Annotated in this window: 19 protein-coding genes; 5 read left to right on the top strand and 14 right to left on the bottom strand. The window is 45.8% G+C overall.

The annotated features are described in order from the left end of the window. Positions 1-9 precede the first annotated feature (9 nt). Positions 10-1,023, top strand: coding sequence for a LacI family DNA-binding transcriptional regulator (locus JO154_RS23570; RefSeq protein WP_291950600.1), 1,014 nt, complete (start codon positions 10-12; stop codon positions 1,021-1,023). A gap of 40 nt (positions 1,024-1,063) precedes the next feature. Here the strand turns inward: JO154_RS23570 and JO154_RS23575 are convergent, their stop codons facing one another. Then, the gene (locus tag JO154_RS23575) at positions 1,064-2,320 is read right to left on the bottom strand and encodes a DEAD/DEAH box helicase (RefSeq protein WP_291950604.1); all 1,257 of its coding nucleotides are present in this window, start codon (positions 2,318-2,320) and stop codon (positions 1,064-1,066) included. A gap of 290 nt (positions 2,321-2,610) precedes the next feature. After that, positions 2,611-3,054, bottom strand: a complete 444-nt coding sequence (locus JO154_RS23580) for a c-type cytochrome (protein ID WP_291950607.1) — start codon at positions 3,052-3,054, stop codon at positions 2,611-2,613. A gap of 148 nt (positions 3,055-3,202) precedes the next feature. Here JO154_RS23580 and JO154_RS23585 point away from each other — a divergent pair, with 148 nt between their 5' ends. Together JO154_RS23585 and JO154_RS23590 are read left to right on the top strand one after the other, a co-directional pair. Further along, positions 3,203-4,036: a methylated-DNA--[protein]-cysteine S-methyltransferase gene (locus JO154_RS23585; protein WP_291950610.1), complete on the top strand. Its 834-nt coding sequence runs from the start codon at positions 3,203-3,205 to the stop codon at positions 4,034-4,036. Between the two features lie 4 nt (positions 4,037-4,040). Then, positions 4,041-4,274, top strand: a complete 234-nt coding sequence (locus JO154_RS23590) for an Ada metal-binding domain-containing protein (RefSeq protein ID WP_291950613.1) — start codon at positions 4,041-4,043, stop codon at positions 4,272-4,274. A 95-nt stretch (positions 4,275-4,369) separates the two neighbouring features. On the opposite strand, the gene JO154_RS23595 is transcribed toward JO154_RS23590, so the two are convergent. The 10 genes from JO154_RS23595 to JO154_RS23640 all read right to left on the bottom strand — a co-directional run bounded on the left by JO154_RS23595 (position 4,370) and on the right by JO154_RS23640 (position 20,402). Further along, a complete protein-coding gene (locus tag JO154_RS23595; protein WP_291950617.1) occupies positions 4,370-5,830 on the bottom strand; it encodes a RagB/SusD family nutrient uptake outer membrane protein in 1,461 nt (486 codons plus the stop codon). 11 nt (positions 5,831-5,841) lie between these two features. Continuing rightward, positions 5,842-8,958, bottom strand: a complete 3,117-nt coding sequence (locus JO154_RS23600; protein ID WP_291950620.1) for a SusC/RagA family TonB-linked outer membrane protein — start codon at positions 8,956-8,958, stop codon at positions 5,842-5,844. Positions 8,959-9,507: 549 nt separating this feature from the next. Continuing rightward, positions 9,508-10,767 carry a DUF2264 domain-containing protein gene (locus tag JO154_RS23605; RefSeq protein WP_291950623.1) on the bottom strand — a complete coding sequence of 420 codons (1,260 nt, stop codon included), beginning with the start codon at positions 10,765-10,767 and terminating at the stop codon, positions 9,508-9,510. A gap of 62 nt (positions 10,768-10,829) precedes the next feature. After that, positions 10,830-12,023, bottom strand: a complete 1,194-nt coding sequence (locus tag JO154_RS23610; protein ID WP_291950626.1) for a glycoside hydrolase family 88 protein — start codon at positions 12,021-12,023, stop codon at positions 10,830-10,832. 21 nt (positions 12,024-12,044) lie between these two features. Further along, positions 12,045-13,106, bottom strand: a complete 1,062-nt coding sequence (locus JO154_RS23615) for a LacI family DNA-binding transcriptional regulator (RefSeq protein WP_291950629.1) — start codon at positions 13,104-13,106, stop codon at positions 12,045-12,047. A gap of 39 nt (positions 13,107-13,145) precedes the next feature. Beyond that, positions 13,146-13,901: a 2-dehydro-3-deoxy-D-gluconate 5-dehydrogenase KduD gene (gene kduD, locus JO154_RS23620; RefSeq protein ID WP_291950632.1), complete on the bottom strand. Its 756-nt coding sequence runs from the start codon at positions 13,899-13,901 to the stop codon at positions 13,146-13,148. Then, entirely contained in the window at positions 13,901-16,108 is a 2,208-nt protein-coding gene (locus JO154_RS23625; protein WP_291950635.1) for a glycoside hydrolase family 88 protein, read from the bottom strand. Before JO154_RS23625 ends, kduD begins: the two co-directional genes overlap by 1 nt. 21 nt (positions 16,109-16,129) lie before the next feature. Next, entirely contained in the window at positions 16,130-16,972 is an 843-nt protein-coding gene (gene kduI, locus JO154_RS23630) for a 5-dehydro-4-deoxy-D-glucuronate isomerase (RefSeq protein WP_291950638.1), read from the bottom strand. A gap of 28 nt (positions 16,973-17,000) precedes the next feature. After that, positions 17,001-18,266 carry a DUF2264 domain-containing protein gene (locus JO154_RS23635; protein WP_291950641.1) on the bottom strand — a complete coding sequence of 422 codons (1,266 nt, stop codon included), beginning with the start codon at positions 18,264-18,266 and terminating at the stop codon, positions 17,001-17,003. 177 nt (positions 18,267-18,443) lie between these two features. Continuing rightward, the gene (locus JO154_RS23640) at positions 18,444-20,402 is read right to left on the bottom strand and encodes a heparinase II/III family protein (RefSeq protein WP_291950644.1); all 1,959 of its coding nucleotides are present in this window, start codon (positions 20,400-20,402) and stop codon (positions 18,444-18,446) included. Between the two features lie 299 nt (positions 20,403-20,701). On the opposite strand from JO154_RS23640, the gene JO154_RS23645 reads away from it, so the two are divergent. Next, positions 20,702-22,348 (top strand): UxaA family hydrolase, encoded by a 1,647-nt coding sequence (locus JO154_RS23645; RefSeq protein WP_291950648.1) that lies wholly within the window; start codon positions 20,702-20,704, stop codon positions 22,346-22,348. Between the two features lie 132 nt (positions 22,349-22,480). Here JO154_RS23645 and JO154_RS23650 read toward each other — a convergent pair whose 3' ends face one another. Together JO154_RS23650 and JO154_RS23655 are read right to left on the bottom strand one after the other, a co-directional pair. Beyond that, entirely contained in the window at positions 22,481-23,086 is a 606-nt protein-coding gene (locus JO154_RS23650; RefSeq protein ID WP_291950651.1) for a GNAT family N-acetyltransferase, read from the bottom strand. An 85-nt stretch (positions 23,087-23,171) separates the two neighbouring features. Beyond that, a complete protein-coding gene (locus JO154_RS23655) occupies positions 23,172-23,756 on the bottom strand; it encodes a sigma-70 family RNA polymerase sigma factor (protein ID WP_291950653.1) in 585 nt (194 codons plus the stop codon). A gap of 96 nt (positions 23,757-23,852) precedes the next feature. Between JO154_RS23655 and JO154_RS23660 the strand changes: the two genes are divergently transcribed. Further along, positions 23,853-24,815: a FecR family protein gene (locus tag JO154_RS23660; RefSeq protein WP_291950656.1), complete on the top strand. Its 963-nt coding sequence runs from the start codon at positions 23,853-23,855 to the stop codon at positions 24,813-24,815. Positions 24,816-24,871 lie beyond the last annotated feature (56 nt).

Here is a 24,871-nt window from a genome sequence, read left to right on the forward strand (position 1 = left end):
TCAAGAATTATGAGTACTGTTACCATTAAAATGCTGGCTAGAGAGTTGAACCTGGCTATTTCCACTGTTTCCAGGGCATTGATGGATAGTTATGAAATCAGTCCGGAAACTAAACAGAAGGTCACAGCATTAGCGAAGCAATTAAACTATCAACCAAACCATTATGCTAGTAGTCTGCGAAAGCAGCGCAGCAAAACCATCGCCGTGATTATCCCGGAGATATCAAATAACTTCTTTTCTCATGTTATCAATGGGATTGAAGCCATTGCACAGGAAAAGAACTATCATGTGCTCATTTATTTCACGCACGAGAACCAACAGAAAGAAGCGGAAGTTATTCAGCATCTGCTAGGTGGAAGAGTAGATGGCATCCTGATGTCGTTGACAGGCACTACGAGTAGCACGCATCATCTGGAACCTGTGATGGAACAGGGCTTGCCCATCGTTTTCTTCGACAGAATTTGCGATACCCTCAACGCACCTACTGTCACTACAGACGATTTTGAAAGCGCCCGCCAAGCCACCCGCCACCTCATGGATGTGGGATGCAAGAAGATCGCGTATCTCTCTATCTCCCCACATCTGTCTATCGATTGCAAACGTATGCACGGATTTAATCATGCCATACAAGATAAGCCAACCGGTATGCGTACCATGATGATTCCTTGTAATAACGATACCCATCAAAACTATGAACGGATTTGTCAATTGTTACGCGATGAACAACCAGATGGCATTTTCGCCTCTGTGGAAAAGCTGGCCATTACCAGCTATCATGCCTGTGCAGAAGTAGGATTGTCTATTCCTAACGATGTGAAGATCCTCAGCTTTTCTAACCTGGAAACCGCTAGCCTGCTAAATCCCTCGTTGACCACCATTATCCAACCAGCGTTCGATATGGGAAAAAGTGCAGCTACTGTACTTTTCCACATGCTGGAAAAAAGAAAAGGAAAACAGTGGGAACAGAATACGGTAATAAAATCAAATATGATTATCCGCAATTCCACGCAGATAGCGGTATAAAAAAACCCCGCGTGGCGGGGTCTCTCTAAAAATATATTGATTAAAAATCTATCTTATTGCGCTTATCTTGCTGATTGCGCTTCTTATGCATATTCCTTGGTTTAGGACGGCGCGGCTCCGGACGCGGACTGTCAGGATTCGCATTCCTGGCCTCTATCAACGCGGCCTCTTCAAACGGATGTTTTAGTACAGTGATCTCCTGTTTAGTTAGGCGACTAATACTTTTCAGATAATCCCTTTCTTCTGTATCGCAGAAAGAGAGCGCAATACCGGAAGCACCCGCCCTACCTGTACGACCAATACGATGTACATAGGTTTCTGGTACATTCGGCAGATCATAGTTGATCACATGTTCTAATGCATCCACATCAATACCTCTAGCCGCAATATCAGTAGCTACCAATACCCTTAAGCGACCGCTCTTGAAGCTGGTAAGGGCAATCTCACGAGCCGACTGCGACTTATCCCCATGCAGCGCATCTGCGTTGATACCACGTTTCTTCAAGTTTTTAGCAATTCTGTCTGCGCCATGTTTTGTTTGCGTAAATACAATGGTGCGATCGATTTGCTTATTTTTCAGGATCATTTCTAACAAGGCTTGTTTATCTTTCTTACGGATATAGTACACGCCCTGTTCTACGCGTTCTGCGGTAGATGAAACTGGTGTCACAGTTACCTTTTCAGGCTTATATAACATGGAATTAGCCAACTGCGCAATCTTCGGTGGCATGGTGGCCGAGAAGAAAAGCGTTTGACGCTCTGAAGGCAATTCCTGGATCACTTTTTTGATATCGTTGATAAAGCCCATATCCAACATACGGTCGGCTTCATCCAGTACAAATATTTCGAGGTGACTGAGATAAACATATCCCTGGTTCATTAAGTCCAGTAAACGACCAGGCGTCGCAATCAGGATGTCTGTACCATTACGTAGGGAGATGACTTGTTTATGTTGTGGCACACCACCAAAAATCACGTCGTGCTTCAGTCCTGTATGACGGCCATACGCTTTGAAGCTATCGCCAATCTGGGAGGCTAGTTCGCGTGTAGGCGTCAGGATGAGGGCACGTATATGCTTGTATCCTTGTGCGGGTGCATCCTCTTTATGTAATTGCTGAAGAATCGGAATGGCAAAAGCGGCGGTTTTACCGGTGCCTGTTTGGGCACATCCTAATAAATCCTTACCCTTTAATACGATGGGAATTGACTGCTCTTGAATCGGCGTTGGGGTTGTATAGCCTTCGGCTTTGATTGCTTTTAAAATAGGCGCAATTAGCCCTAATTGCTCAAATTGCATGTTTAGTATTTTAAGCCCGGTATTGTTACACTGCTGCCAACGGGTTACTGGCTGGTGTCGTATATGCTTCGGGGTGACCGGATGCGCTTATTATAAAATAATTGAAAGTTTATCTGGTCTGTTATGAATGAGTTACAGAACGTGTTCCTGTAAATATGACCAATGAGGAGAGCAAGTTTTTCGGATATAATGCTTTATTCTCAGAAGACGGCAGCAAAGATACATCTTTTCCGATATCTGGAATGTTAAAAACTGCAGGCCATCCTTAAGAAGGCCTGCTGAATGTTTTTTTACTTGTTGTTCGCGGGTGGTGGTGGCGGAGCAGAGATTTGTTTCGCTGCTGAGTCAGATGGTTGGCTTAACGGTTCCTTGTTACCGTGGTGACAAGTGTAGCAGGTAACAGTCATTTGTTGACTACCTTTGAAGAATTGCTTGTTGATGGTGTCGGCCATGCGCATCATATCTCGCGCAACGTCTTTGTGTGGATTGTCATCGCTGGCGAAGTCCAGGTGTTTGGCGTCATCCTTGGAAGGCGCATGACAGAAATTACATTTTACGCCCAGTGAAGTATTGAAGCCACGCATAACAACTATCAGTTCTTCGTGTCCAATATCTTTTGGGAGTACTTTGAGGTTTTTTGGCTTCTCCTGCTTAGGTGGCAGTGTGAGAGAGCACAGCGAACCTGCTGTAATTAGTGCGGCAGCAATAATAGCTACGCTCTTGTTAATTTTCATTCCAATGGGTTTAGTTAGTGATTTGCTTCCTTTATCTTCGGAAATCTACAAAAAAATCTCATATCCGGAAATATTATATAGATGAAAAGCGCAAGTTCCGGGTTTTCTCCTCCCTTTACTGGTGGTAATTTTGTATAAAACAGTAGATATGAACAATTACGAAAAAGTGGCCACGGCCATTCAGTACATAAAAGACCATTTCCGGGAACAACCGGATCTGGAAAAAATAGCTGCTGCTGCACATTTAAGCCCCTTCCATTTTCAAAGGGTATTTGCAGAATGGGCAGGCGTGTCTCCCAAAAAATTCCTACAATATCTCACGCTGGACTACGCGAAATCTATGCTTCGACAGCCAGATACTTCCATCATGGATGCGGCCTTCGAAGCGGGCCTGTCTGGCCCTAGTCGGCTGCACGACCTCTTCGTGAACATCGAAAGCATGACGCCAGGAGAATTCAAAAACGGTGGTAAAGCCCTCCATATCAATTACAGTTTTGCGGAAAGTCCTTTCGGTAATATGATTGTTGCCAGTACCGCCAAAGGTATCTGCTATATGGCCTTTGCGGATGATGAAACCGCAGCGTTGGCAGAACTCCATGCGCTCTTTCCTGCAGCCACTTTTCGCCAAATGACGGATATGATGCAACAGAATGCATTGTTTATTTTTACGCATGATTGGTCCCGATTATCTGAAATCAAATTGCATCTGAAAGCCACTCCTTTCCAGATTAAAGTATGGGAGGCATTGTTGAAAGTGCCCATGGGTAATATCACTACTTATTCTCAACTTGCTGAAAAGATCCAACACCCCAAAGCAGCTAGGGCTGTTGGTTCTGCGGTGGGTAGTAATCCAGTAGCCTTCCTGATTCCTTGCCATCGTGTGATCAAAGCCACCGGCGAAACGGGTCAGTATCATTGGGGTGATGTCAGGAAATCCGCTATGTTGGGATGGGAAGCGGCTAATACACACACCGAGCAATAAGACCATGATTTATCACGAACAATTAGGCGCTACTACCTTTGCCCGCAGCAAAGCCTTGCTGGCGGCTATAAAGAAAGGTGAAATACGTTTCGGGGGGAATCGTAAACTAAAAATTTATGGGACCCTGCAATGTAGTTCGGGAAAAAGAATGAAAACTGTTAACCGCGTATTTTTTGTTTCGGAAGACGAGGCCTTATCGATGGGCTACCGTGCCTGTAAGCGTTGTATGAAAAAATGAATGTCCCTCCCTTGGGAAGAGAGGGACTCCATTATTGCTTATGATAAGACCAGCATTGGAAAATGCCACGCCGCTACAAAGAGGAAACAAAGTTGCTACTGGTTATCCACACAAAGTTTGTTGTACACCAGCTCATCGGAAGATATAGGCCAGATGTAGTTGGAAGCGGTTGGAGGCACTGCCACATAAGTGGCTCTGGCAGCGAATGTGGCGCCAGTCCTCGTTACTTCCATACTCCTGAATCCTTCTCCGAGTAATTCAATATGTTTTTCTTTCAGAATTTGATCAATTAATGCTTGCGGTGAAGCAAAGTCGGTCACAGCAAAGGTTACAGTAGCATCGCTACGCTGACGTACTGCATTCAGTAATGCGATGGCTCCTGCATCTACGCTGTTGGATACACGTACTTTTGCTTCCGCATAGTTCAACAGTACTTCTGCATACCGGATAATCGGCGCCCAGTCGGTGAATGGAGGAGGTCCTGCGAACTTAGTCATGTAGTATTTGGAACCTACTTTAGTTAACAGTTTCCTTCTGGCATCGGTGGTAGATTTCCAACTGGAATCAGAGATGATACCAGTAGATAAGAGCGAATACTCTCCGTTACCCTGCAATGGCAGCGACTTTGGCGTAAAGTAGTAACCCAGTTGCGTTTGTGTACCTGGATAGTCTCCGGAAGTACCTGTAAACGGCAATGAGAACATAGATTCCACAGAAGTGTAAGGCGCGGAATACACTTTATTGATATCCGCCACCAGTGCATGTCCTCCAGGAGATACGAAAGGTGCCGTAGCACTTACAATTTTCGCTGCTTCTGTCAACACGTTCGCGTATTGCCCCATATACAGGTATACCCTTGTTTTCAAGGCAATCACAGAATACCAGTTGGCATGCGTGGTACCAGCAGCCGTTCCTGGCGCTGTTTTAGGCAGCGCAGCTTCTGCATCGTTCAGATCCTGCAGGATCTGTGCATATACTTCAGCAGTCGTGTTTCTTGCTTTGTTATAATTGCCTCTCTCTGTATGACCTTGTGTATAAAGGATCATTCCTGGTTTTGCGCCATTGCCATCCCAGTAAGGACGTGCATATAACTGCTGCAAACAGAAGTAAGACAATGCTCTAACAAACTTTGCTTCTCCAATATAAATTTTAGACAAGGAATCACCTACTACTTTGGTGCCTTTAGCTTTCATGCCATCCATAAATAGGTTGGCATTGTTGATCGTGAAATAAGCCTGGCTCCAGATTTCTTTCACTTCCTGTACTTCATTACCTACAATGCGTTTCCAGGTAGCTTGTAAGGTAACGTTATTGGATAATTCATTGTTATAATCTTCTCCCCTCACTTCATTGGCGATCTGGAATTTTCCACCCAGGAACTTACCGTTTTTCATCACGGTGTACATACCATTCAACTGGCTGGCAATACGATCAGCATTGTCAAATACGATATAGTCGGGCATATCTGAAGCTGGGAGCGGATTCAACAGACTCTTCTGACAACCGGCAGAAATCCCCATCGCTAACAGTAATGTATATACGCTGATTTTTTTCATCTTCATTCGGTTTAGAAGTTAATATTTACGCCCACAGTAACAGTACGACCATTGGCCAGTGTGTTACGGTCAATACCCTGACCGGATGGATTGTTACCATTGGAGGATACTTCCGGATCTGGTCCTGGATATTTGGTCCAGATAGCCAGGTTCTGACCTTGCGCGTATACTCTGGCGCCGCTGATATGTGCCAGTTTGGTAACCTGGGAAGGAAGATTGTAGCTCAGACCAATGGTACGCAGTTTCACGAAATCACCTTTGAATACGTTGGTGGAAATCGCATAGGCGGAACCGTTAGATACGTTATCACCATTAATCAACTGAGGGATATCGGTAACATCCCCTGGTTTCTTCCATCTTCTCAACACATCCGTACTGTTATTCCAATAACGTTGGTCTCTCAAACCGGCATTGGAACCATAGTATACAGAGAAGCCAGCCTGATAAGTCAACATAATATTCAGTTCAAATCCTTTATAACGGAAGGTGTTTTCAAAACCGCCCAGGAACCGAGGATTGGTGTTGGCATAAGGCTGTGCAGTCTTAGCACCGAGGGATTGTGCAGGTTTACCATCCAGGTACGTATAGGCGCCATTGATAGGATTGTAAATTTCTGCTTCGCCAGCAGGATTGTAGAGAATACGTCTACCGGTAGCAGGATCTACACCACCCGCAGGTACGCAGTAAATCATACCTACTGGATAACCTACTTTGTTAATGGAGGTCTGTTCCAGGCCACTGGTGGTCATTGGAATTTCTGTGATACCATCAATGAGTGAGGTGATCTGGTTTTTATTGTAGGTGAAGTTGAAACTAGAGTTCCAGCTAAATGCGCCTTTATCCAGTACAGTGGCGTTTACAGATGCTTCCAGCCCCCTGTTGAACATAGAACCCACGTTCGCAGGAATGTTAGAAGGCAAACCTGCTGACGGGGCATGTGTCAGATAGAGGATCAAACCATCTATGTTATTGTAATAATAAGCGAATTCGAAGTTCACTCTGTTTTTCAGGATACCGAAGTTAATCCCCACATCTGTTTTCTTACTCTGTTCCCAACCCAGATCTCTGTTACCGCTCTGGTTGAAATACATTGCGTTGTTACCACCATACAACAATGGGTGGTACAGGAACATGAAGTCGTAATCTCCCAATCCTGACATATTACCCACTTTACCATAACTTCCTCTCAGTTTGAAGTTGCTGAAGATTTTACCCAGAGAACCTTCCTCAAAGAATTTCTCTTTGGACACTTCCCATCCTCCAGAGAAGCCGAAGAACACACCTTTCTTATGTCCTGGCGCCAACGCGGAGTATTGATCCTGACGGATATTACCACTCAGGAAATATTTCTCTTTGTAGTTATAGTTCAGACGGCTAAATCCAGATACCAAGTAGTTTTCTCTGCGCAGCAAGCCCGAAGAGAGGTCTATCAACCATCCACCTGCTGTATTATTGAAATAGTTATCGGATTGGAATTGTCTTTCCAGGCCATAACGTTGACGGGTATCACGCTGTTGCTCCAGACCTGCTAACAGGTTGAAGTTGTGATCACCAAAGGTTTTATCCAATTGCATGGTGTTGGTCCATACCCATCTTTTCAGTTGCGTATAGATGCTGAATGCATCCCCTTTGGGAGAGGCGCCATCACCACTGATATTGTTACGATAGATATCGTTGTTCATTAACATATAGTCGATACCGTAAACAGTTCTCAGGGTCATCCACTCAAAAGGTTTCAGTTGCGCATATACGGAACCTTGGAGGTGATTGGATTCTGTATTGGAATGATCCAGATCCAACAATACTTTCGGGTTGTAGATACCTACTGAGTTAGAGTTGTTGATACCGCTGATAGTACCACTCGATGTAACGTTGTAAGTACCGTCATTTTTATAGGCTGGCGTGATCGGTGAAGTCAGGAAAGCCAGACGGGCCAAGCCTCCGGAGCTAAACGCTTCCCCTTCCAGTGAGCCAGATGAACCAGAGATCAAACTCTCTTCATTACTGTAGGAAAGTTTGGTACCGATAGATAAGATCTTACCTACTTTCTGATCCACATTAACGAGCATGTTTTTACGGCCAAAATCATTGCGGCGAAGAATACCTTCTTGTCTGGTATAACCGCCGGATAAATAGTAGCTGGTGTTTTCAGTACCGCCGGAAGCATTGAAGCTATGGCTCTGAGAGAAGGCGTTGTGACGATAAACAACATCGTACCATTTTGTGTCAATCATGTTACCGTTGGCATCGGTATTAGGCACATATAGGTTTGTGGCAGAAGGGTTTCTATTCAGAATACCTTCATTTTTGATCTCAATGTATTCTTTTGCATTGAGCAGTTTTGGCAAACGGGTGGGGTTGGTCCAACCTACCCAGCCATCGTAATTGAATTTAGCTTTTCCTTGTTTACCTTTTTTGGTAGTGATGAATACTACACCATTGGCAGCGCGGCTACCATAGATCGCAGTGGCAGCAGCGTCTTTAGCAATTTCGATAGATTGAATATCCGCAGGATTAACACTGGCAAGTGGGTTCAGTGGCGCGTTGGTAGCACCCTGGTCACCTGTAAAGGTGGGAACACCATCAATGATAATCAGTGGATAAGCACTCAGAGAAAGTGAGTTAACACCTCTGATACGGAATACAGGCGGGTTGTTTACCACACCGTTAGGTACAGAAATTTGTACGCCGGTAGCACGGCCACCCAAGCCAGCTTCAAAGCTTTGAATAGGCATTTCAGCGACAGCACCACCTTTGATAGAACTGATGTTACCAGTCACTTCTGTCTTACGCTGGGTACCATAACCTACGACTACCACTTCAGAGATAGACTTGGCATCGAGCCCTAATGTAACTTGAAGATTGTCGCCGGTGATAGCCACCAGTTTGGTTTCATATCCCACCATTGAGATACGTAATTGTTTCGTGCCTGCAGGCACGTTAAGGGAAAACTCCCCTTTGGCATTGGTTACAGTACCGGTTTTTCCACCGGGAAAACTAACGGTCACTCCCTGGAGTACTGCTCCGGTTTCATCTGCGACACGTCCTGCTACAGTACGGGGGTTTTGAGCCAAGAGGGAAGAGGCCAGTAATAATATACTGGCTACCACGAGTAATAATCTCCTCATGAAGTTCAGATTTTGGTTGAATAAATAATTGCAATGAATAATACCTGTCTTGGTATATATTTCCTCCTGCTAGCTATTATAATTATCGTTGTTAATGGCGCGTTTAGTTGATGGTTACTAAATTTAGTGGTGAATAATCAGTTGTAGACGACATTTACTCTCAAGGCACGTGCACAATACAAGTCAGGAAAGGATTCCCTCCCTCAGTTTTCCCAAGCAAAAAATGTATTTCCGGTATTAATAAAAATTGGTTTAAAATCAGATTTTGGTCTTTATATTTCTATTGGAAAACTCTAAAAAAGTGGCGTTGTTCCCAATATCTCAATAAGCATTTTTAAAAATTTTTCTACAAATTGTAGGCTTTGATAAAAATAATAAAATATTTCATTTTCAAACAGCCGTTTCAGTGTTATTTTAAAAACTCCATTCAGCATTATTCCAAAACCATGATTTACACCGTTTTACACATGATAGATGGCTAAAAAATTATTTGGTGAGCGGAATTATTTCGTGCTGAACGGAGCTATTACAGCAGTAACGGTAATAGAATTAGAAATCAATGGCATGATCCCGCGGTACTTTTGCACCGCTGTAGGCCAGTTTTGCCGTCCAATCAGCAGCAGGTGCTGTCCATAGTACATGATCTGGCGAAAGCCCCAAATGCAGGAAGCTATTGGTACACAGGTATAAGCTACCTGTAGATATATAACCATCCGCAATTTCCGGTTGATGACCACAGAACCCAATGCGTAACCAGTTATCTTTATCAAAATTCTCCGGATTACTGAAAATACGTTTATGCATGGCTGTTAGGGCACAACGCACCTGTGCAGGTGAGAGCTCGGCGGGCAAATGATTCTCCAAAGCCAATTGGGACAGTGGCTGCAAAGCTCCACTACGGTACGCCATAGAACGCCCTACTACCGGAAAGGTCCCTTCAGGAGAAATCTGGCGTTCCTGGATAATACCATAACGCTGCATCCGCTTCAGTGCCAATTCATATTGTTCCTTACTTCCCTCACCTTTGTCGGCCAATACTTTCAGGACCTGTACCAACATGGGATGAATGACAAACGCATTGTAATAATCGTAGTGAAAGGACTGGCCGTCTCCATACATACTATCTCCCTTATACCACTCCATTATTTTCTGTATCGCGAAATCTACCGGTTGACGCTCCCAGCCTGCATCAAATTGCAACAATGCGGCTTCAATGGTAGCGGAAAACAATACCCAGTTATTAGTGAATGCTTTGATACTCCGTAGTTGCTTCAGGGCGGTGATTACTTGTTGCTGCACAACGGGTTTTAGTTTTCCCCACAACTGTTGCGGCGCGCGCAATAACCCTAATGCGAGAAACGCACCGTCTACCAATGGCTGCGGATCAAATTTGCCGGTAAAGTTCATATAATCCGGAGAGGCGGGATCACATGCCATCTCCATGGCCTGTCGTGCTGCATCGCCGAGTTTTCCACGCAGGCGCCCTTCTGCACTGTTGTCCGCCCCCAGTTCCAGCCAGGGAGCAGTGCCGGATAAGGTACGCCCGAATGCTTCCAGGTAAGTGACTTTATCCACCGGCTTCATATATTTTGGAGCAACTTCCCGCGGCATCATGGCTTTCAGTTTCCCTTCACTCAAATGCTGTATAACGGGAGAGGATATACGATAAAGTAAATCGGTATGATAATCTCTGTCGGAGATTGGTTTGGCAGTACTAGCTGCAATTTCTTTCAGGATTCCTTTATCTGTACCGGCAGCTCCTGCCAAACCCGCTAGGGGAACTGATTTCAGAAATATTCTTCTGTCCATGTTCAAAAGATTGATGCAAAAAAAGGGTGATGGAAAACCATCACCCCGTTACCTTTAAGATATTATTTAGCCCATTGTTTGTAGCGCAACAGCGCCTCAACAAAATAGTAATCCGCATAGGTCAGTGGTACATCCACCTCCGAGTTATGAGGGAGCGACCCTACACTATGCATCAGGATGAAGTCATTGTTTTCACCTTCTTTAGCCAGGTAAGCAGGACTACAAAGACTGGTCAGCATTTTTTCTGCTGCGGCCCAGTAGCGGTTGCCAGTGGCTTTATCGGTGTACTTGCTCAGTTCCAACAGTGCGGAAGCCGCTACAGCAGCAGCCGATACATCACGCAGCGCATTTGGAATATTCGGAGCATTGTAGTCCCAATATGGAACCAGGTCTTCCGGCATGTTTGGGTTATGCAGGATATACGCTGCGATGTGACGTGCTTGCTCCAAGTAATTTTTATCCTTGGTTTCACGATACATCATCGTATAGCCATACAGCCCCCATGCTTGTCCGCGAGACCATGCAGAGCTGTCTGCATAACCCTGGTGGGTCTTTTTCTGCAATACAGCGCCTGTTGCCGGATCATAGTCGATTACATGGTAAGAGCTGTAATCCGGGCGGAAATGATGCTTAATAGTGGTATTAGCATGCGTTTTGGCGATTTGGGCAAACTTCTTATCGCCACTGATTTTGGTAGCCCAGGTCAGTAATTCCAGGTTCATCATGTTATCGATGATCACAGGATATTTCCAGGTACCATGGTCCCAAGATTTGATGCAACCTACAGTCGGGTTGAAACGAGTAGATAATGAAGAGGCACTGGTGAGCAGCACCGCTTTATAAGCAGGATCTTTAGTAATACGGTAAGCATTTCCGAATGGGCAATACATCATGAAGCCCAGGTCGTGCGTGCGGGTGTTATTCTTCTCTTTTTCCACCAGCGCCATGCGTTTCAGGGCTTCGGCCTTGAATGCCGGATCTTTGGTGTACTCGAACAGGTACCAGTTGGTGCCAGGATAAAATCCAGATGTCCACCAGCCACTGCCAGAGGTCATCAAGGAACCGTTTTGTGTGTTGGTAGTTCTTGGTAGTACAGAATCAGGTACATGTGCTGCCATCAGTTTATACTGACGTGCTGCGAACTGCAATGTTTCGTCTGCTTTCTTCAACAATGCTTTGTTGGCCTTACCCACTTGTGCAAACGTTTGCAAAGAGAGTGCAGAAAGCAATAATGGAATAATCAGTTTTCTTTTCATGATTTCGTATATGCGTCTGAGTTATGACAACGATAATTTCTTCTTGCCTACTTTCACTTTTCCGGCGCTAGATTGTCTTTCTATCAACTGAATAGGAATAATTTCCTGTGAATAGCGCGTACCAACTGTCTGACGGCCGTTGATTAATTCCATCAATACCGCTACTACTCGCTCTCCCATCATACCAGGAAACTGATCAATGGAAGACACCGGTGGCGATACGATTTCGGTACGCGGGTCATTGGAATAGCCTACAATCTTCACATCCTCGGGTACACGCAAATTGATGCTACGGCAATATTCCGAGATAGTGATAGCCGTGGTATCGTTAGAGGCAAAAATCCCATCTGGGTATGGCTTCTGGCTGAATATCTTTTCACAGGTCTGCCAAGCATTTTCTTTGGTCAGTTCCTGGAAGAACACACGCGATTTCTTAAATGGCAACTTGAATTCCTGTAAGGCACTTTTATAACCAGCCACTCGATCACTGTAAAGACAGCATGTGAGCGGTCCGGAGATATGCACAATATCCTTACAACCCTTCTCAATTAAATGAGTAGTGCCAATATATCCGCCGCGGTAGTCGTCTCCCTTAATCACCTTCACGTTATAATCCTTTGGTACGCGATCAAAAAACACCAATGGAATATTGTTGTCGCGGAAGATATCAAAGTGAGAAAAATCTGAGGTATACAGGGTGGTAGATACCACCAATCCGTCTACCCTAGCAGAATACAAGGTATTTACTAAAGCTACTTCCTGTTCATAAGAATCGTTCGACTGACAGATGATCAGGTTATAGCCAAATTCTTGTAATTTATTTTGGATGATAGTGCTGATCGTTGCAGGAAAAAACATAGAAATTCTCGGGACGATCAAACCGATGGTCTTGCTCTTATTATTGCGCAAACCTGCCGCGAGGGCATTGGGTCTGTAGCCTAACTTTCGCGCTGTTTTCTTCACACGTTCTTTCGTCTTTGCGCTGATATTAGGATGATCGTTCAGTGCTCTGGATACTGTGGATACTGACAACTGCAGTTCTTCCGCTATATCGACGATCGTCTTTTCTGTACGTTTACTCATGGAATTTATATGCTTTTTCCTGCAATGATTTATCGCTCTTTATCTTCCCATCCAGCCACCATCAACCGTCAGGATAGTACCGTGTACATAATCTGCTGCTTTGGAAGCAAGGAATACAACAGGACCTGCGAAATCCTCGGGTTCTCCCCAGCGACCTGCTGGGATACGTTCCAGGATAGAGGTGCTGCGCTGCTGATCTGCACGCAGGGCGGCGGTATTGTCTGTGGCAATATACCCTGGGGCAATGGCATTAACATTTACTCCTTTGGAAGCCCACTCATTGGCGAATGCTTTCACCAGAGAGCCTACTGCTCCCTTGCTAGCTGCATATCCAGGTACGTTGATACCGCCCTGGAAGGTCAGCAAGGAGGCTGTAAAGATAACTTTTCCACTGCCTTTGGCAATCATGGTCTTACCAATTTCACGGGTAATAATGAACTGGGCGTTCAAATTGGTATTAATCACATTATCCCAGAATTCATCCGGATGCTCTGCTGCTGGCTTACGCATAATGGTGCCGGCATTATTCACCAGGATATCAATAACTGGATGATCTTTCTGTACCTGACGGATGAAGGTATACAGGGCCTCTCTGTCTGCAAAATCACACTGATAGGCACTGAATTTCCTACCCAATGCGGTCACTTCCTGCTCCACTTCACTTCCACTCAGTTCCAGGGATGCGGATACGCCAATGATATCTGCGCCGGCCTTTGCCAGGGCTACCGCCATCGCTTTTCCTATACCTCTTTTACAACCCGTTACCAGGGCCACTTTTCCGTTTAGTTCAAACATTATTTCTGATTTGAAGGGTAAGACTGAATAGTTACTGCAATTTTATTTTGTACGCGGGCAGCAAAGTTTTCAAGATACTTGAACCACTCTTCTGAAGAGGCAATTCTACCGCCTTTACTCCAAGCTGCTCCTGCATAGTATACATACGGTGCATTGGCGGTGGCTACTCCCGGTGTCAACAGATGTACGGCATCTGTTTTCATGCCTGCTTTCGCTTCAGGGAACACTGCCCCTAATCCCATGGTGCCATCTTCTCCATGCTGTGGCTCCCAATAGCCCATTACACCGGTTTTCTCGTCCAGGAGAATAGTGCCTGGGTCTTTACGTTTTACGATACCAGTAACTACTGGCAATGCATTTCCTTTGAAATTATATTGGTAAGAGTAGCGGTTCAACTGAGAACCTGCATCCAGACTAACTGTTTTAGTAACAGTCACCGGTACGCCGCCAGCATTCCATGTTTCATAGGAAAGCGCGAATGAGGTGCGCAGCGGACCATTGTCCAGCGTTTTATACTTACGATAATTATTAGGATAGTAGATGGTATCTTTTCCGTAAGGAGCATTATCACCTGCGCCGAGTGTCAGGCCAACGCTGTAGAAGTCCAGCCCCTGGCCATTATCATGGTGATAATTATCGGTTTTGTACCATTCGTTGATAACTAGCTCTTCTGTTCTTTTTGCCCATACATCGATGCCGTACGCCATCTCTTTTGGTGTTTGCTCCAACGCTGCGCCATACATGCGATATGCCATGCGATCATTTTCCCAGGCATAGTCGTCTTTACGCTCAGGTACATAACGACCATACGCTCTTGCTTTCACAGGAGCAGGCGCGCCCTCTTTCACAACTGCAATGACAGTAGCGCCAGGAGCGGCGTTGATTTGCAGCAGTATCGACTGTGGCGCTTTTTCACCGTTATAAATCAGTTGGTATGGTATCTCTTTACCATTTACTGCATTTACAATTTTAAATTCTTTCTTAGTAGTGCCAGCTTTGGCCAGTGTGGCCATGTCTACCTCTACTATCTCCCCTTGACGATCTACGCCAATGGTATTCGTCAGTTCGATTGTCTTAGGATTCTGCAAACGAACATCGTATTTTATCAGCTCAGAACCCGCCAGCAGAAAGGCGCCTACACCATATACATCTGTATCATCGGCAGTGGCTTTTCCTGGTGCAGCAGCAATTACTTGCACAAAGCCCAGCTTTCCATTCGGCTGCACGCAGCCCACCAGCGCTTCCCAACCTTTACGAATCACTGGCATGAATTGTTTCGCCGGCAAGATGCCATTGTTAACACCCCACGTCAACGCATATACGTAGAATCCGGTACCACTAGTTTCTTTGGAAGGATAGGTTTCTGGATCGAGCAAACTCGCATGCCAGGTGCCATCATTGGTTTGCAAAGCGGCTACTTTATAAGCCATCTCTTTATACAGTGCTATGAACTTCGCTCTGTTGGCATAGTTGGCTGGCATATTGTCGAGCATACGTACCAGGCCGCCCATTACCCATCCGTTACCACGACTCCAAAATACTCGTGCGCCATTTTGTTCTTTCTGGCTGAAGTAGCGGGCATCGCGATAATACAGGCTATCTTGTTTGCTGTAAAGGAAATCGGTGGATTTCCACCAGAGTTTATCGGCTGTTTCCAGGTAACGGGCATCGCCGGTAACAGTGGAAAGATAAGCCAGGGCTGGAGGGCCCATGAAGAGCGCATCACACCATGCCCATTCGCGGAAGTGAATGCCTTTCTCCCATTCCAGCGATTCCGAATGAGGCGCAGCCACGATGCTGTCGGCCAGCTTGCGCCAGCGCTCAATCATCACTGGATTTTTATATACATTAAATAGTTGGGAATAGGTCTGTCCTATACAATAATCATCTGCAAAAAATCTATGCGGACCGGTATTCCAGTTGTTATCAGCGCCTACTTTCAGCAAACGCTCGATGTAGTAAGGATTTTCAGATACCTGTGCCAGTTTGAACATACCGGCATACATCGCACCGTTTGTCCAGTCTGTTTGACTATTCGCCCAGCCCTTGGAATCAATATTTTTCCATTGCCAGGTACCTACTTTTTCCATCTGGGAAATAACCGCCGGGGCCGACAGAGAGGAGTCGCCCACCGGGCGCGCCATAACGCCGGATGCGTGGAATAGGGCAAGTCCTGCGAGACTTGCCTTCAGTATATTTTTCATCATGATGACAGATATTATCAGTTACTAACGTAGCTCGTTGATCTTGCAGTGATCCATATCACCGTAGTCCAGGTTCTCACCCGCCATACCCCAGATGAAGGTATAATTGCTGGTACCAGCGCCGGAGTGAACAGACCATGGCGGAGAAATAATCGCCTGTTCGTTCTGCATCCAGATATGTCTGGTTTCTTGCGGCTGTCCCATAAAGTGGCATACACTCTGTGCTTCTGGTACTTCAAAATAGAAATACACTTCCATTCTTCTATCGTGTGTATGTGCTGGCATTGTATTCCATACGCTACCAGGTTTCAGTTCTGTCATACCCATTTGCAGTTGGCAAGTTTCCAATACAGAATTTACCAACAGTTTGTTGATAGTACGGTGGTTGGAAGTTTCCAGAGCGCCCAGCGTTACAATTTCCGCCTCGTTTTTAGAGACTTTCTTTGTAGGGTAAGTATGGTGAGCAGGAGTTGAATTGAGATAAAATTTCGCGGGATTAGCGGCATCTTTACTATGGAAAGTAACTTTCTGTGTGCCTTTACCAATGTACAACGCTTCTTTGAAAGCAATATCGTATTTCACGCCGTCTGCTTCTACAAATCCATCGCCGCCCACATTGATCATACCCAGCTCTCTGCGTTGCAGGAAATATTCTGCTTTCAGGAGATCAATGGTATCCAGTGTCATCGCGCCTTTCACAGGCATAGCGCCACCAGTCAGGTAACGATCGTAATGGGTATGTACCCAATTGATTTGGTCTGCTTCAAATACGCGTTCTATCAGGAATGCCTCTCTCAGTTGTGCCGTGTTCATCTGCTTTACTTCCGCAGGACTACTTGCATAACGGGATTCATATTTACTGCTCATAATGCTTTATCGAATAATAGTTATTGGATTAATACGTAACGTGGTAATCTTTTTTAATTGGTTTACCGGACCATACTTTTTGTGCAGTCCATTCTGCCGGAGCTGCACTCCAGAACGGATCTTCCGCAGGAAGACCAAGTGCCAGAAATCCGTTGGTACAGATGTAGAGACTGCCAGTAGAAGTATACACATCCGCCACTTCCGGTTGATGTCCGCAGATACCTAACTGCAGCCATCCCTGTTTATCGAAGGTGCCTTCCATTTCAAAGATGCGTTTCATCACGGCTGTCAGCGCACAACGTACCTGCGCAGGCACAATGCCTTCCGGCAACTGATGCATCAACGCCAATTGTGCCAATGGCTGGAAAGCCGCAGTACGATAAGTCATAGACCTACCCACTGCCGGATAAGTGCCATCAGGCGCAATCATACGTTCTTGCAATTCTGCATAACGCTGCATACGTTTCATCGCTTGGTCATAATCCGCTTTAGAACCTTGGTTGTTGTCCACCAATACGCGCAGCATGTCTGTCAACATAGGATGAATCACATAACCATTATAATAATCCAAAGAGAACTGCGGGCCATCGCTGTAGAAACCATCGCCGGCATACCACTCTTTCATTTTCTGAGTGGCCACCATGGTTCTCAGTGGCTCGTATTCTTCATGGATAGACAGCAGGAAAGCCTCTACCATGCCGGCAAACAGCAACCAGTTATTATATGCAGGTCTGATACGACGCAGCTCTTTCAGCTCCGTCACGATATTCTTTTTAGTAGTGTTGTCCAGCGGCTTCCAGAGGGCTTCTGGCGCACGCATAAACGTTTGGCATAAGTAAGCGGCATCTACCAAGGGCTGACTTTCAGAACGAAAGTTTAGATAGTCGGGAGACGCGGGATTCACGCCATTCACTATGCCCTGTAAAACCTGTTCTCTTACTTTCTTGCGTTGTTTACCTTCTGCTGTAGCATCGTCCGGTAAGGCCAGCCATGGGGCTAATCCGGAGATACATCTACCAAATGCTTCCAGGTAAGTCACTTTTTCCAGTCCCAGTCCATAACCCGGACCTTTCTCTTTCGGCAAGTTCTTTTTCAGCGTGCCTTTCGCCATGTTATCCACAATGGGATTAGCGATGCGCTGCAACAACTGCACCTGGTATTCCCGATCTGTTAAACCGGCAGCGGTATGCACATTTTCTCCTGTCTTTGCAGCAGCAGCTACTGCTGCTCCTGGTGCTACCATTCCTGCAATTCCGGCAAGCGGGGCCATCCTGATAAAATCTCTTCTTTCCAAAACTGTATATTTTTATTGGTTGTTACCAAATGCCGGCCTACCAAGACTCTAATTTAATGCAAACGTTTGCAATAATCCAAGCCCTATTTTTTACTGTTCACTGTAAATGCTTGCCTGCACTGAATTTAAAATGCTTAAAAAATATATCTCGACATTGTTCCCAATGTTGCTAAATCGTTATTCCATTCGGAAGGTAAGGGTATGACTGCCTTTCAGTTTTTGTTGTTTCGGCACAAGACTGATACGCGTTACGCCATTGCCCCATACGTTAGATAAACGAGGATCGTCTATCGGTTGTGTTTCTGTTTGAACCGTGAATAGCGCAGGATCGTAAGTCATGACGAGATTGCCTGCTGTCGCTTTCAATACCACTTTACCAGGTTTAGAAACATCTGCTACTAAAGCTGTCATGAAATGTATACGGAAAGGCTCTTTCCATTCTTTCAGTTCATAATCTTCTGAAATCTTCAATTGTTGCTGTTGTGGCGCGAAATTGAAATTACGTTTCCAGGATATAACGCCTGCGGTAGCTGGATAAGCAGTGGCAATATCCATTCCCAGCGAGCTACCATCCTTACCACGGGTAAACTGTACATTGCTGGCGCGGAAACTCCTGCCATCCTGTTGCATCACGCCATTAATAGTAGGACAGTTATGCCACTGCGATTGCATATACCACAGTTTATACCTGTCTTTACTGAAGGTTTGTTTTGTATAGGTACCTACGCCTACATCAATGATAGCTGGCTGTCCATCTAAGTACAGCACGAAATTGCCTACATCGTTGTGGTTGTGGCTTTCGGCGTTATGTCCACCTTGTGCTGCGAAGAACATGCCTTTAGGCGAGCCTTTGCGGGCACGCAGCGACAACACTTGCAGATCAGGCAACCAGTTTACATCTGTATAAGGAGCCGCTGCAACGGTTTTACGCATTTCGCCGGCTAACAGTAGCTCATATACGAAATTGGCAATGGTGCTGCTTTTTTGTATCTGCATATCCGGATGTTCAATTCGGTACAGATAGGCGCCGAAGCGGCTCAGGAGGGTATCGTTGTACATTTTTCCGTACATGTACACATCATGCGGCGGCGGTACACTACGGGCGGAAGCATCTGCGAAATTCACAAAGCGATCGTTATCCACATGCATCTTATAAATGTAAGCACCTATGGCATGCATCAGATCATTCTTACTGAAGTCCAACTTTTGATGGGAGGCGCTGTTGAGATTATCCAGCAGTTCTATCAATTTACCACCGGCATGGCCCCAGTAGGAAGGACCTTCATCACAACCTCCATCCGCACCGTAGGCATTGACAAAGTTATCGGAGCTACGTACGCTCTTTTCTATGATGGCGCCACGTTTGGCAGCATCATCAAGGTTGAGCAACGCCGTTTTCATGATATTGGTATTGACCCAGATATTCCAGTTATTCACAGTACCACCTTTAAAGCCCATCCACCAGTAATCGTTGCGCTGGAGATAAGGGGTATAAATACGGCGATCCAGTTCATAATCAATTCTTTTATTGATCATGACAGAGAATTTATCCAGCTCCTCACGTAAGAGAAACTGTGTCCAGCCCAGTGTGACGGCTGTCTCCCCAGCTACTAAGTCTATTATTTCTTCTGCTGGATCAGGAAGATTCGCGCCCATTTTCTGTACGCCAACATGGGCAGGTAATACCCAGGTGCTTTCTTCCAATATCAGCCAGAGGCCATTGCCTATCTGTGGAATAAAGCGACCTTTCTTTTCGGCCATTTCCCCTGCAATCAGGGCTGCCAACACTCTCCGGCGCTCTCCCTGTACGGCTTCAAAGTTGCTCCTGTTACCGTTATCCCGGTATTGGAGGTATAAGTCGGCTGTAAGGGCTGGCCAGGCAAATTTCATGGCCTTCTCTGCATCGGCGATCAATCCCTGCTTCACGGTGGCAGGCAAGGCTTCCATCTGCGCAGCGATCTGCTCTTTCAGCTCGCGTCTCCAACTGTCTGTCTGACTAAAAGCGGCCGCGCCGCCAGCCTGTTTCCAGGCATTTTCAAGGTAATTACGGGGCGTGGATTGCTGCGCTGTTACCGGTACGGCAACGCATATCCCAGCCACCAACATTACGTGGAATATATTATTCTTTAACCTCATTGGGCTATTATTTACGATTGTAATGGGCAGCAACTCAAATGCGCTCGCCAAGTTTCATTGTTCACCTATCAAAACGTGGTGTTAAAAAAGTATCTAAATGTAATACTTTATTCAAACGTTTGCATAAAATTTTTTCAGATGGTATTTAAACCCTCATAATTGTTATTTATCATTTCCTGATTCATTTGTAACTTGCTGCTGTAAATGCTTTCGGCGGATTTCATAACAAGTCAAAATTTTATCAGAGATTAACATTATAGTATTACAAGCCGGTAGCACTATTTACTACTTTAGCCTTTATGAACAGTTACCTACAGATTCATCCAGCAGATAACGTGCTGGTTGCATTACAAGACCTCCAGGCTGGAACGAAGATTACATTCAACGGCCACAACATAGAACTCCTGCAGAACACACCTGCTAAACATAAATTTCTCATAAACGATGTGCAGAGCGGAGATCCCATCACCATGTATGGCGTACTAGTGGCCAAAGCGGTTACCACCATCAAACAGGGCGGAATGATGACTACTGAAAATGTGATCCATGATGCAAACGCCTTCCATGAGAAAGATGGCAGCCAACAATGGCAAGCACCAGATGTTTCCAAATGGAAAGACCGCACTTTTATGGGATACCACCGCGCAGACGGACAAGTGGGCACCCGCAACTACTGGCTGGTAATACCACTGGTATTCTGTGAAAACAGAAACGTAAATGTGATCAAAACTGCCTTCGAAAAAGGCCTGGGCTTCGCTCCTGCTGAAGTGTACAACGAGCAGGTAACGGACCTCGTGTCTCTCTATAAAAAAGGTGACATCGATGCCATCAAAAATTATGAGGCAGGCAAAGCAGGTGAAACCGCTAAACACCATACCGTATTCCCTAATATCAACGGGATTAAATTCCTCACACATGAAGGCGGTTGCGGCGGTACCCGTCAGGACTCCGATGCGCTTTGCGCCCTCCTGGCAGGTTATATCCACCATCCGAATGTGGCAGGCGCCACTATCCTCAGCCTCGGCTGTCAACACGCACAGGTAAGTATCCTGCAGGAATCACTGAAAAAATTAAATCCAAACTTCAACAAACCATTACTGGTATACGAACAGCAGAAAAGCGCATCTGAATTCGCGATGCTCTCTGCTGCTATCAAAGATACCTTCCTGGCGCTGGTAGAAGCGAATAAGGTAAACCGTCAGCCTGCTCCTCTCTCCAAACTGGTGATCGGTCTGGAATGCGGCGGCTCCGATGGTTTCTCCGGTATCTCTGCTAACCCTGCGGTAGGTCATACTTCCGACCTCCTGGTGGCCCTCGGCGGTACTTCCATCCTCTCCGAATTCCCTGAATTATGCGGCGTGGAACAAGAACTGATTAACCGTTGTACAACAGAAAATACTTCTGAGAAATTCATCCGCATCATGCGTGCGTATGAAAATCAAGCACAGTCTGTAGGCTCCGGTTTCTACATGAATCCTTCTCCAGGAAACATCAAGGACGGCCTCATCACGGATGCTATCAAATCCGCTGGTGCTGCTAAAAAAGGTGGTACCTCTCCTGTTACAGATGTACTAGACTATACAGAGTATGTCACCAAGCCAGGTCTGAACCTGCTCTGCACTCCAGGAAACGATGTGGAATCTACTTCTGCGGAAGTGGGCTCCGGTGCTAATATCGTGCTGTTTACGACTGGTCTGGGTACGCCTACCGGCAACCCGATCGCTCCTGTAGTGAAACTGGCTACCAACACCAAACTGGCTACCCGCATGCCGGATATTATCGATATCGATACCGGTTCTATCATCAGCGGTCAACACTCTATCGCGGAAATGGGCGAACAGATCCTGGAATATGTGATCCAGTCTGCTAGCGGTGAAGTATATACGAAAGCGGAACTGCTCCACCAGGATGATTTCATTCCTTGGAAACGCGGCGTAAGCTTGTAATCTGATTAAATGGGGTTGTCTCAAAATGCGCCTTCGGCGCTGTGCGGATTTTTTCGCGCAAAGCAGCAAAGGGGCAAAGCAGCAAAGGCTTGTGCTTTGTTGTTTGTTAGGAATTATTTTTGAGACAACCTCTTATCTTTTGTCGATCTGGGCTAGTTGAGCCAATATCTTCTCTTTAGCAGCTGGGTATTCATCATCCAATATGCTGTAATACGCCGCACTCCTGGAAGTGCCATCTGCTTTGATTTTGTCTTTTCTTAAAACGCCTTCAAAGTATCCGCCTATCTTTTCAATCGCTTTCCTCGACCGCCAGTTGTTTTCATCTGTTTTCAACTGAACACGCCTGGCCTTTAACACTTCGAAACAATGGGTTAGCATCAGGAGTTTACATTCGAGATTGATACAAGTGCCCCAATATTTGGTAATGATCCAGCTCCAACCAATTTCCAGTTTCTTATCTGCCGGATAGATCTCAAAATACCTGGTAGACCCGATAATGCTATTAGTGGCTTTATGATAAATGATAAAAGGATACTGGGTGCCCTTTTCCCGGCCCTCTAACGCCGCAGTATAGGTTTTCTTAAATATTTCGGGATCAGCACAATTGGTGGGAATCAGCTCCCATAGCCGCCTATCAACTGCTGCCTGATAGAGCGCTTCAAAATGATCTTTTTCCAGCGGCAGCAGGTCTATTTCCCTGCCTTTTAATATCGTCGGATGTTCAATCCAGGGTTCCATTTTTTATTTTAAAAATACGGAAAAGAATAAACAACAAAACACAAGCCTTTGCTGCTTTGCTTCTTTGCTGCTTTGCGAGAAAAAACTACAATAACCTGTTCACAGCCACCAGCAACAATACTAAATCCCCGTTCACAATCAGCTCCTGTTTTAGCAAACGTATCGCCTTGCTCATATGTTTCTCTACCATACTAACGGAAATGGATAAACGTAGGGATATTTCCCGGTAAGACAAGCCTTCATCCCGATGCAATAAATACACACTTCTACAATTATCAGGCAATTGATCAATCGCTGTATCCAGTGCCTGCATGAGCTCTCTGCTGCCAGTTTCAGGTTGCATCAGCAACTGCCCGGCCTCGGTCTGCATTTTCTCCATCCAGGCTTCATCTTCTTTCATTCGTTTGCGGATAAGATCTACCAACAAGTTACGGGCGATCACTTTCAACAAGGGTAATGCGGCTTCTACATCATAGACGTTATCTATTCTATCCCAAACTTTCATATAACTCTGCTGCAACAAATCCTGCAACAAATGAGTATCGTGGGTATAACGACGCAGGTATTGATACAGCTTGTCCCGCGAGGCATGGTACAAACTGTTGAACAACTGTTCTCTTTTATTTGAGGCGGCATCCTGCATAAGTAATGCAAAGATAGGCTGCCCCATCGGCACCTACCGTATTACCAAATTGTTAATTGCCCTTTTGGGTACTGAGGTAAAAATCCGTTCCTACGTGAAGACAATAGTACGAAGCTGATAACTATGGAAGGAACGGACAAACTGAGAAATTATATCGATCGCAATATCAATGAGGAAACACGGAAAACCACACACCAGTGGTTACAATCGCTCTCCGATAATGAGCTGGAAAACTTGCTGGCCGTTGGCTGGGGGGAGACACCTGCCCCCATGCCTGCGGAGGCTGCCACTATGCTGGATACACAACTAAAAAATATAGGCATTCCCGTTACTGCTCCTAGACCTTTCCGCGTACTGCGCCTGGTTCGCAGGATGGTGGCTGCCGCCTGTATAATTCTACTTACAGGCTTGTTCTTCCTGCAAAAACGGAAATCAACCGTTCCGGTTCCTGCACCACCCACCCAATTGGCTAATACGTCCATGCATGCACGAAAAGTGACCCTTCCGGATGGTAGCCTCGTATGGCTCTCTCCAGGCGCCGCCCTCACCGTTCCTGCCAACTATAACACAGGCCGCCGGGATATCACCATTTCCGGAGAAGGTTACTTTGAAGTAGCGCCACATACCACGCCATTTAGGGTCTTTGCCGGCGGACTAGAAGCCCATGTCTTAGGCACGCATTTCAATGTGGAAGCCTATCCTGGAGAAAAAGCCACCACCATCGCCCTCACTGCCGGCAGCGTGGCTATCCGCATCCGGCGGGATAGCTCCCTGGTGCTCAAACCAGGCTTCAAGCTAATCTCCCGCCCCGCTACACAACAGGTAACCGTTCGCCCTTTTGTAAAAGAACGGGAAATCGACTGGAAAAAAGGCGCTTTTGTATTGGATGATGTGCCACTGGATGCGGTGTTCAGCAGACTGGAATACCGTTATCATAAGAAGGTGGTAGTGAACGCAAATCTCTCCGGGAAAGCCCGGTTTACAGGCACTTTCAATAATACCAACTTGCCCGACATGCTGACAAACATGGCCTTTGTATATGGCTTTAAATGGCAGGTGACCAACGACACCTTGTTTATTCACTAATCAATAAAAAATGTCCCGCCGGCCAGCGGGACATCAAAAACAATTGTTTTTAAAGT

It is taken from the genome of Chitinophaga sp., assembly GCF_019236475.1.
GTDB lineage: Bacteria > Bacteroidota > Bacteroidia > Chitinophagales > Chitinophagaceae > Chitinophaga.

What these genes read in the sequence shown, in the direction of transcription:
- JO154_RS23570 (WP_291950600.1), top strand. Translation starts at nt 10, where the DNA reads ATGAGTACTGTTACCATTAAAATGCTGGCTAGAGAGTTGAACCTGGCT.
- JO154_RS23575 (WP_291950604.1), bottom strand. Translation starts at nt 2,320, where the DNA reads ATGCAATTTGAGCAATTAGGGCTAATTGCGCCTATTTTAAAAGCAATC.
- JO154_RS23580 (WP_291950607.1), bottom strand. Translation starts at nt 3,054, where the DNA reads ATGAAAATTAACAAGAGCGTAGCTATTATTGCTGCCGCACTAATTACA.
- JO154_RS23585 (WP_291950610.1), top strand. Translation starts at nt 3,203, where the DNA reads ATGAACAATTACGAAAAAGTGGCCACGGCCATTCAGTACATAAAAGAC.
- JO154_RS23590 (WP_291950613.1), top strand. Translation starts at nt 4,041, where the DNA reads ATGATTTATCACGAACAATTAGGCGCTACTACCTTTGCCCGCAGCAAA.
- JO154_RS23595 (WP_291950617.1), bottom strand. Translation starts at nt 5,830, where the DNA reads ATGAAAAAAATCAGCGTATATACATTACTGTTAGCGATGGGGATTTCT.
- JO154_RS23600 (WP_291950620.1), bottom strand. Translation starts at nt 8,958, where the DNA reads ATGAGGAGATTATTACTCGTGGTAGCCAGTATATTATTACTGGCCTCT.
- JO154_RS23605 (WP_291950623.1), bottom strand. Translation starts at nt 10,767, where the DNA reads ATGGACAGAAGAATATTTCTGAAATCAGTTCCCCTAGCGGGTTTGGCA.
- JO154_RS23610 (WP_291950626.1), bottom strand. Translation starts at nt 12,023, where the DNA reads ATGAAAAGAAAACTGATTATTCCATTATTGCTTTCTGCACTCTCTTTG.
- JO154_RS23615 (WP_291950629.1), bottom strand. Translation starts at nt 13,106, where the DNA reads ATGAGTAAACGTACAGAAAAGACGATCGTCGATATAGCGGAAGAACTG.
- kduD (WP_291950632.1), bottom strand. Translation starts at nt 13,901, where the DNA reads ATGTTTGAACTAAACGGAAAAGTGGCCCTGGTAACGGGTTGTAAAAGA.
- JO154_RS23625 (WP_291950635.1), bottom strand. Translation starts at nt 16,108, where the DNA reads ATGATGAAAAATATACTGAAGGCAAGTCTCGCAGGACTTGCCCTATTC.
- kduI (WP_291950638.1), bottom strand. Translation starts at nt 16,972, where the DNA reads ATGAGCAGTAAATATGAATCCCGTTATGCAAGTAGTCCTGCGGAAGTA.
- JO154_RS23640 (WP_291950644.1), bottom strand. Translation starts at nt 20,402, where the DNA reads ATGAGGTTAAAGAATAATATATTCCACGTAATGTTGGTGGCTGGGATA.
- JO154_RS23645 (WP_291950648.1), top strand. Translation starts at nt 20,702, where the DNA reads ATGAACAGTTACCTACAGATTCATCCAGCAGATAACGTGCTGGTTGCA.
- JO154_RS23650 (WP_291950651.1), bottom strand. Translation starts at nt 23,086, where the DNA reads ATGGAACCCTGGATTGAACATCCGACGATATTAAAAGGCAGGGAAATA.
- JO154_RS23655 (WP_291950653.1), bottom strand. Translation starts at nt 23,756, where the DNA reads ATGGGGCAGCCTATCTTTGCATTACTTATGCAGGATGCCGCCTCAAAT.
- JO154_RS23660 (WP_291950656.1), top strand. Translation starts at nt 23,853, where the DNA reads ATGGAAGGAACGGACAAACTGAGAAATTATATCGATCGCAATATCAAT.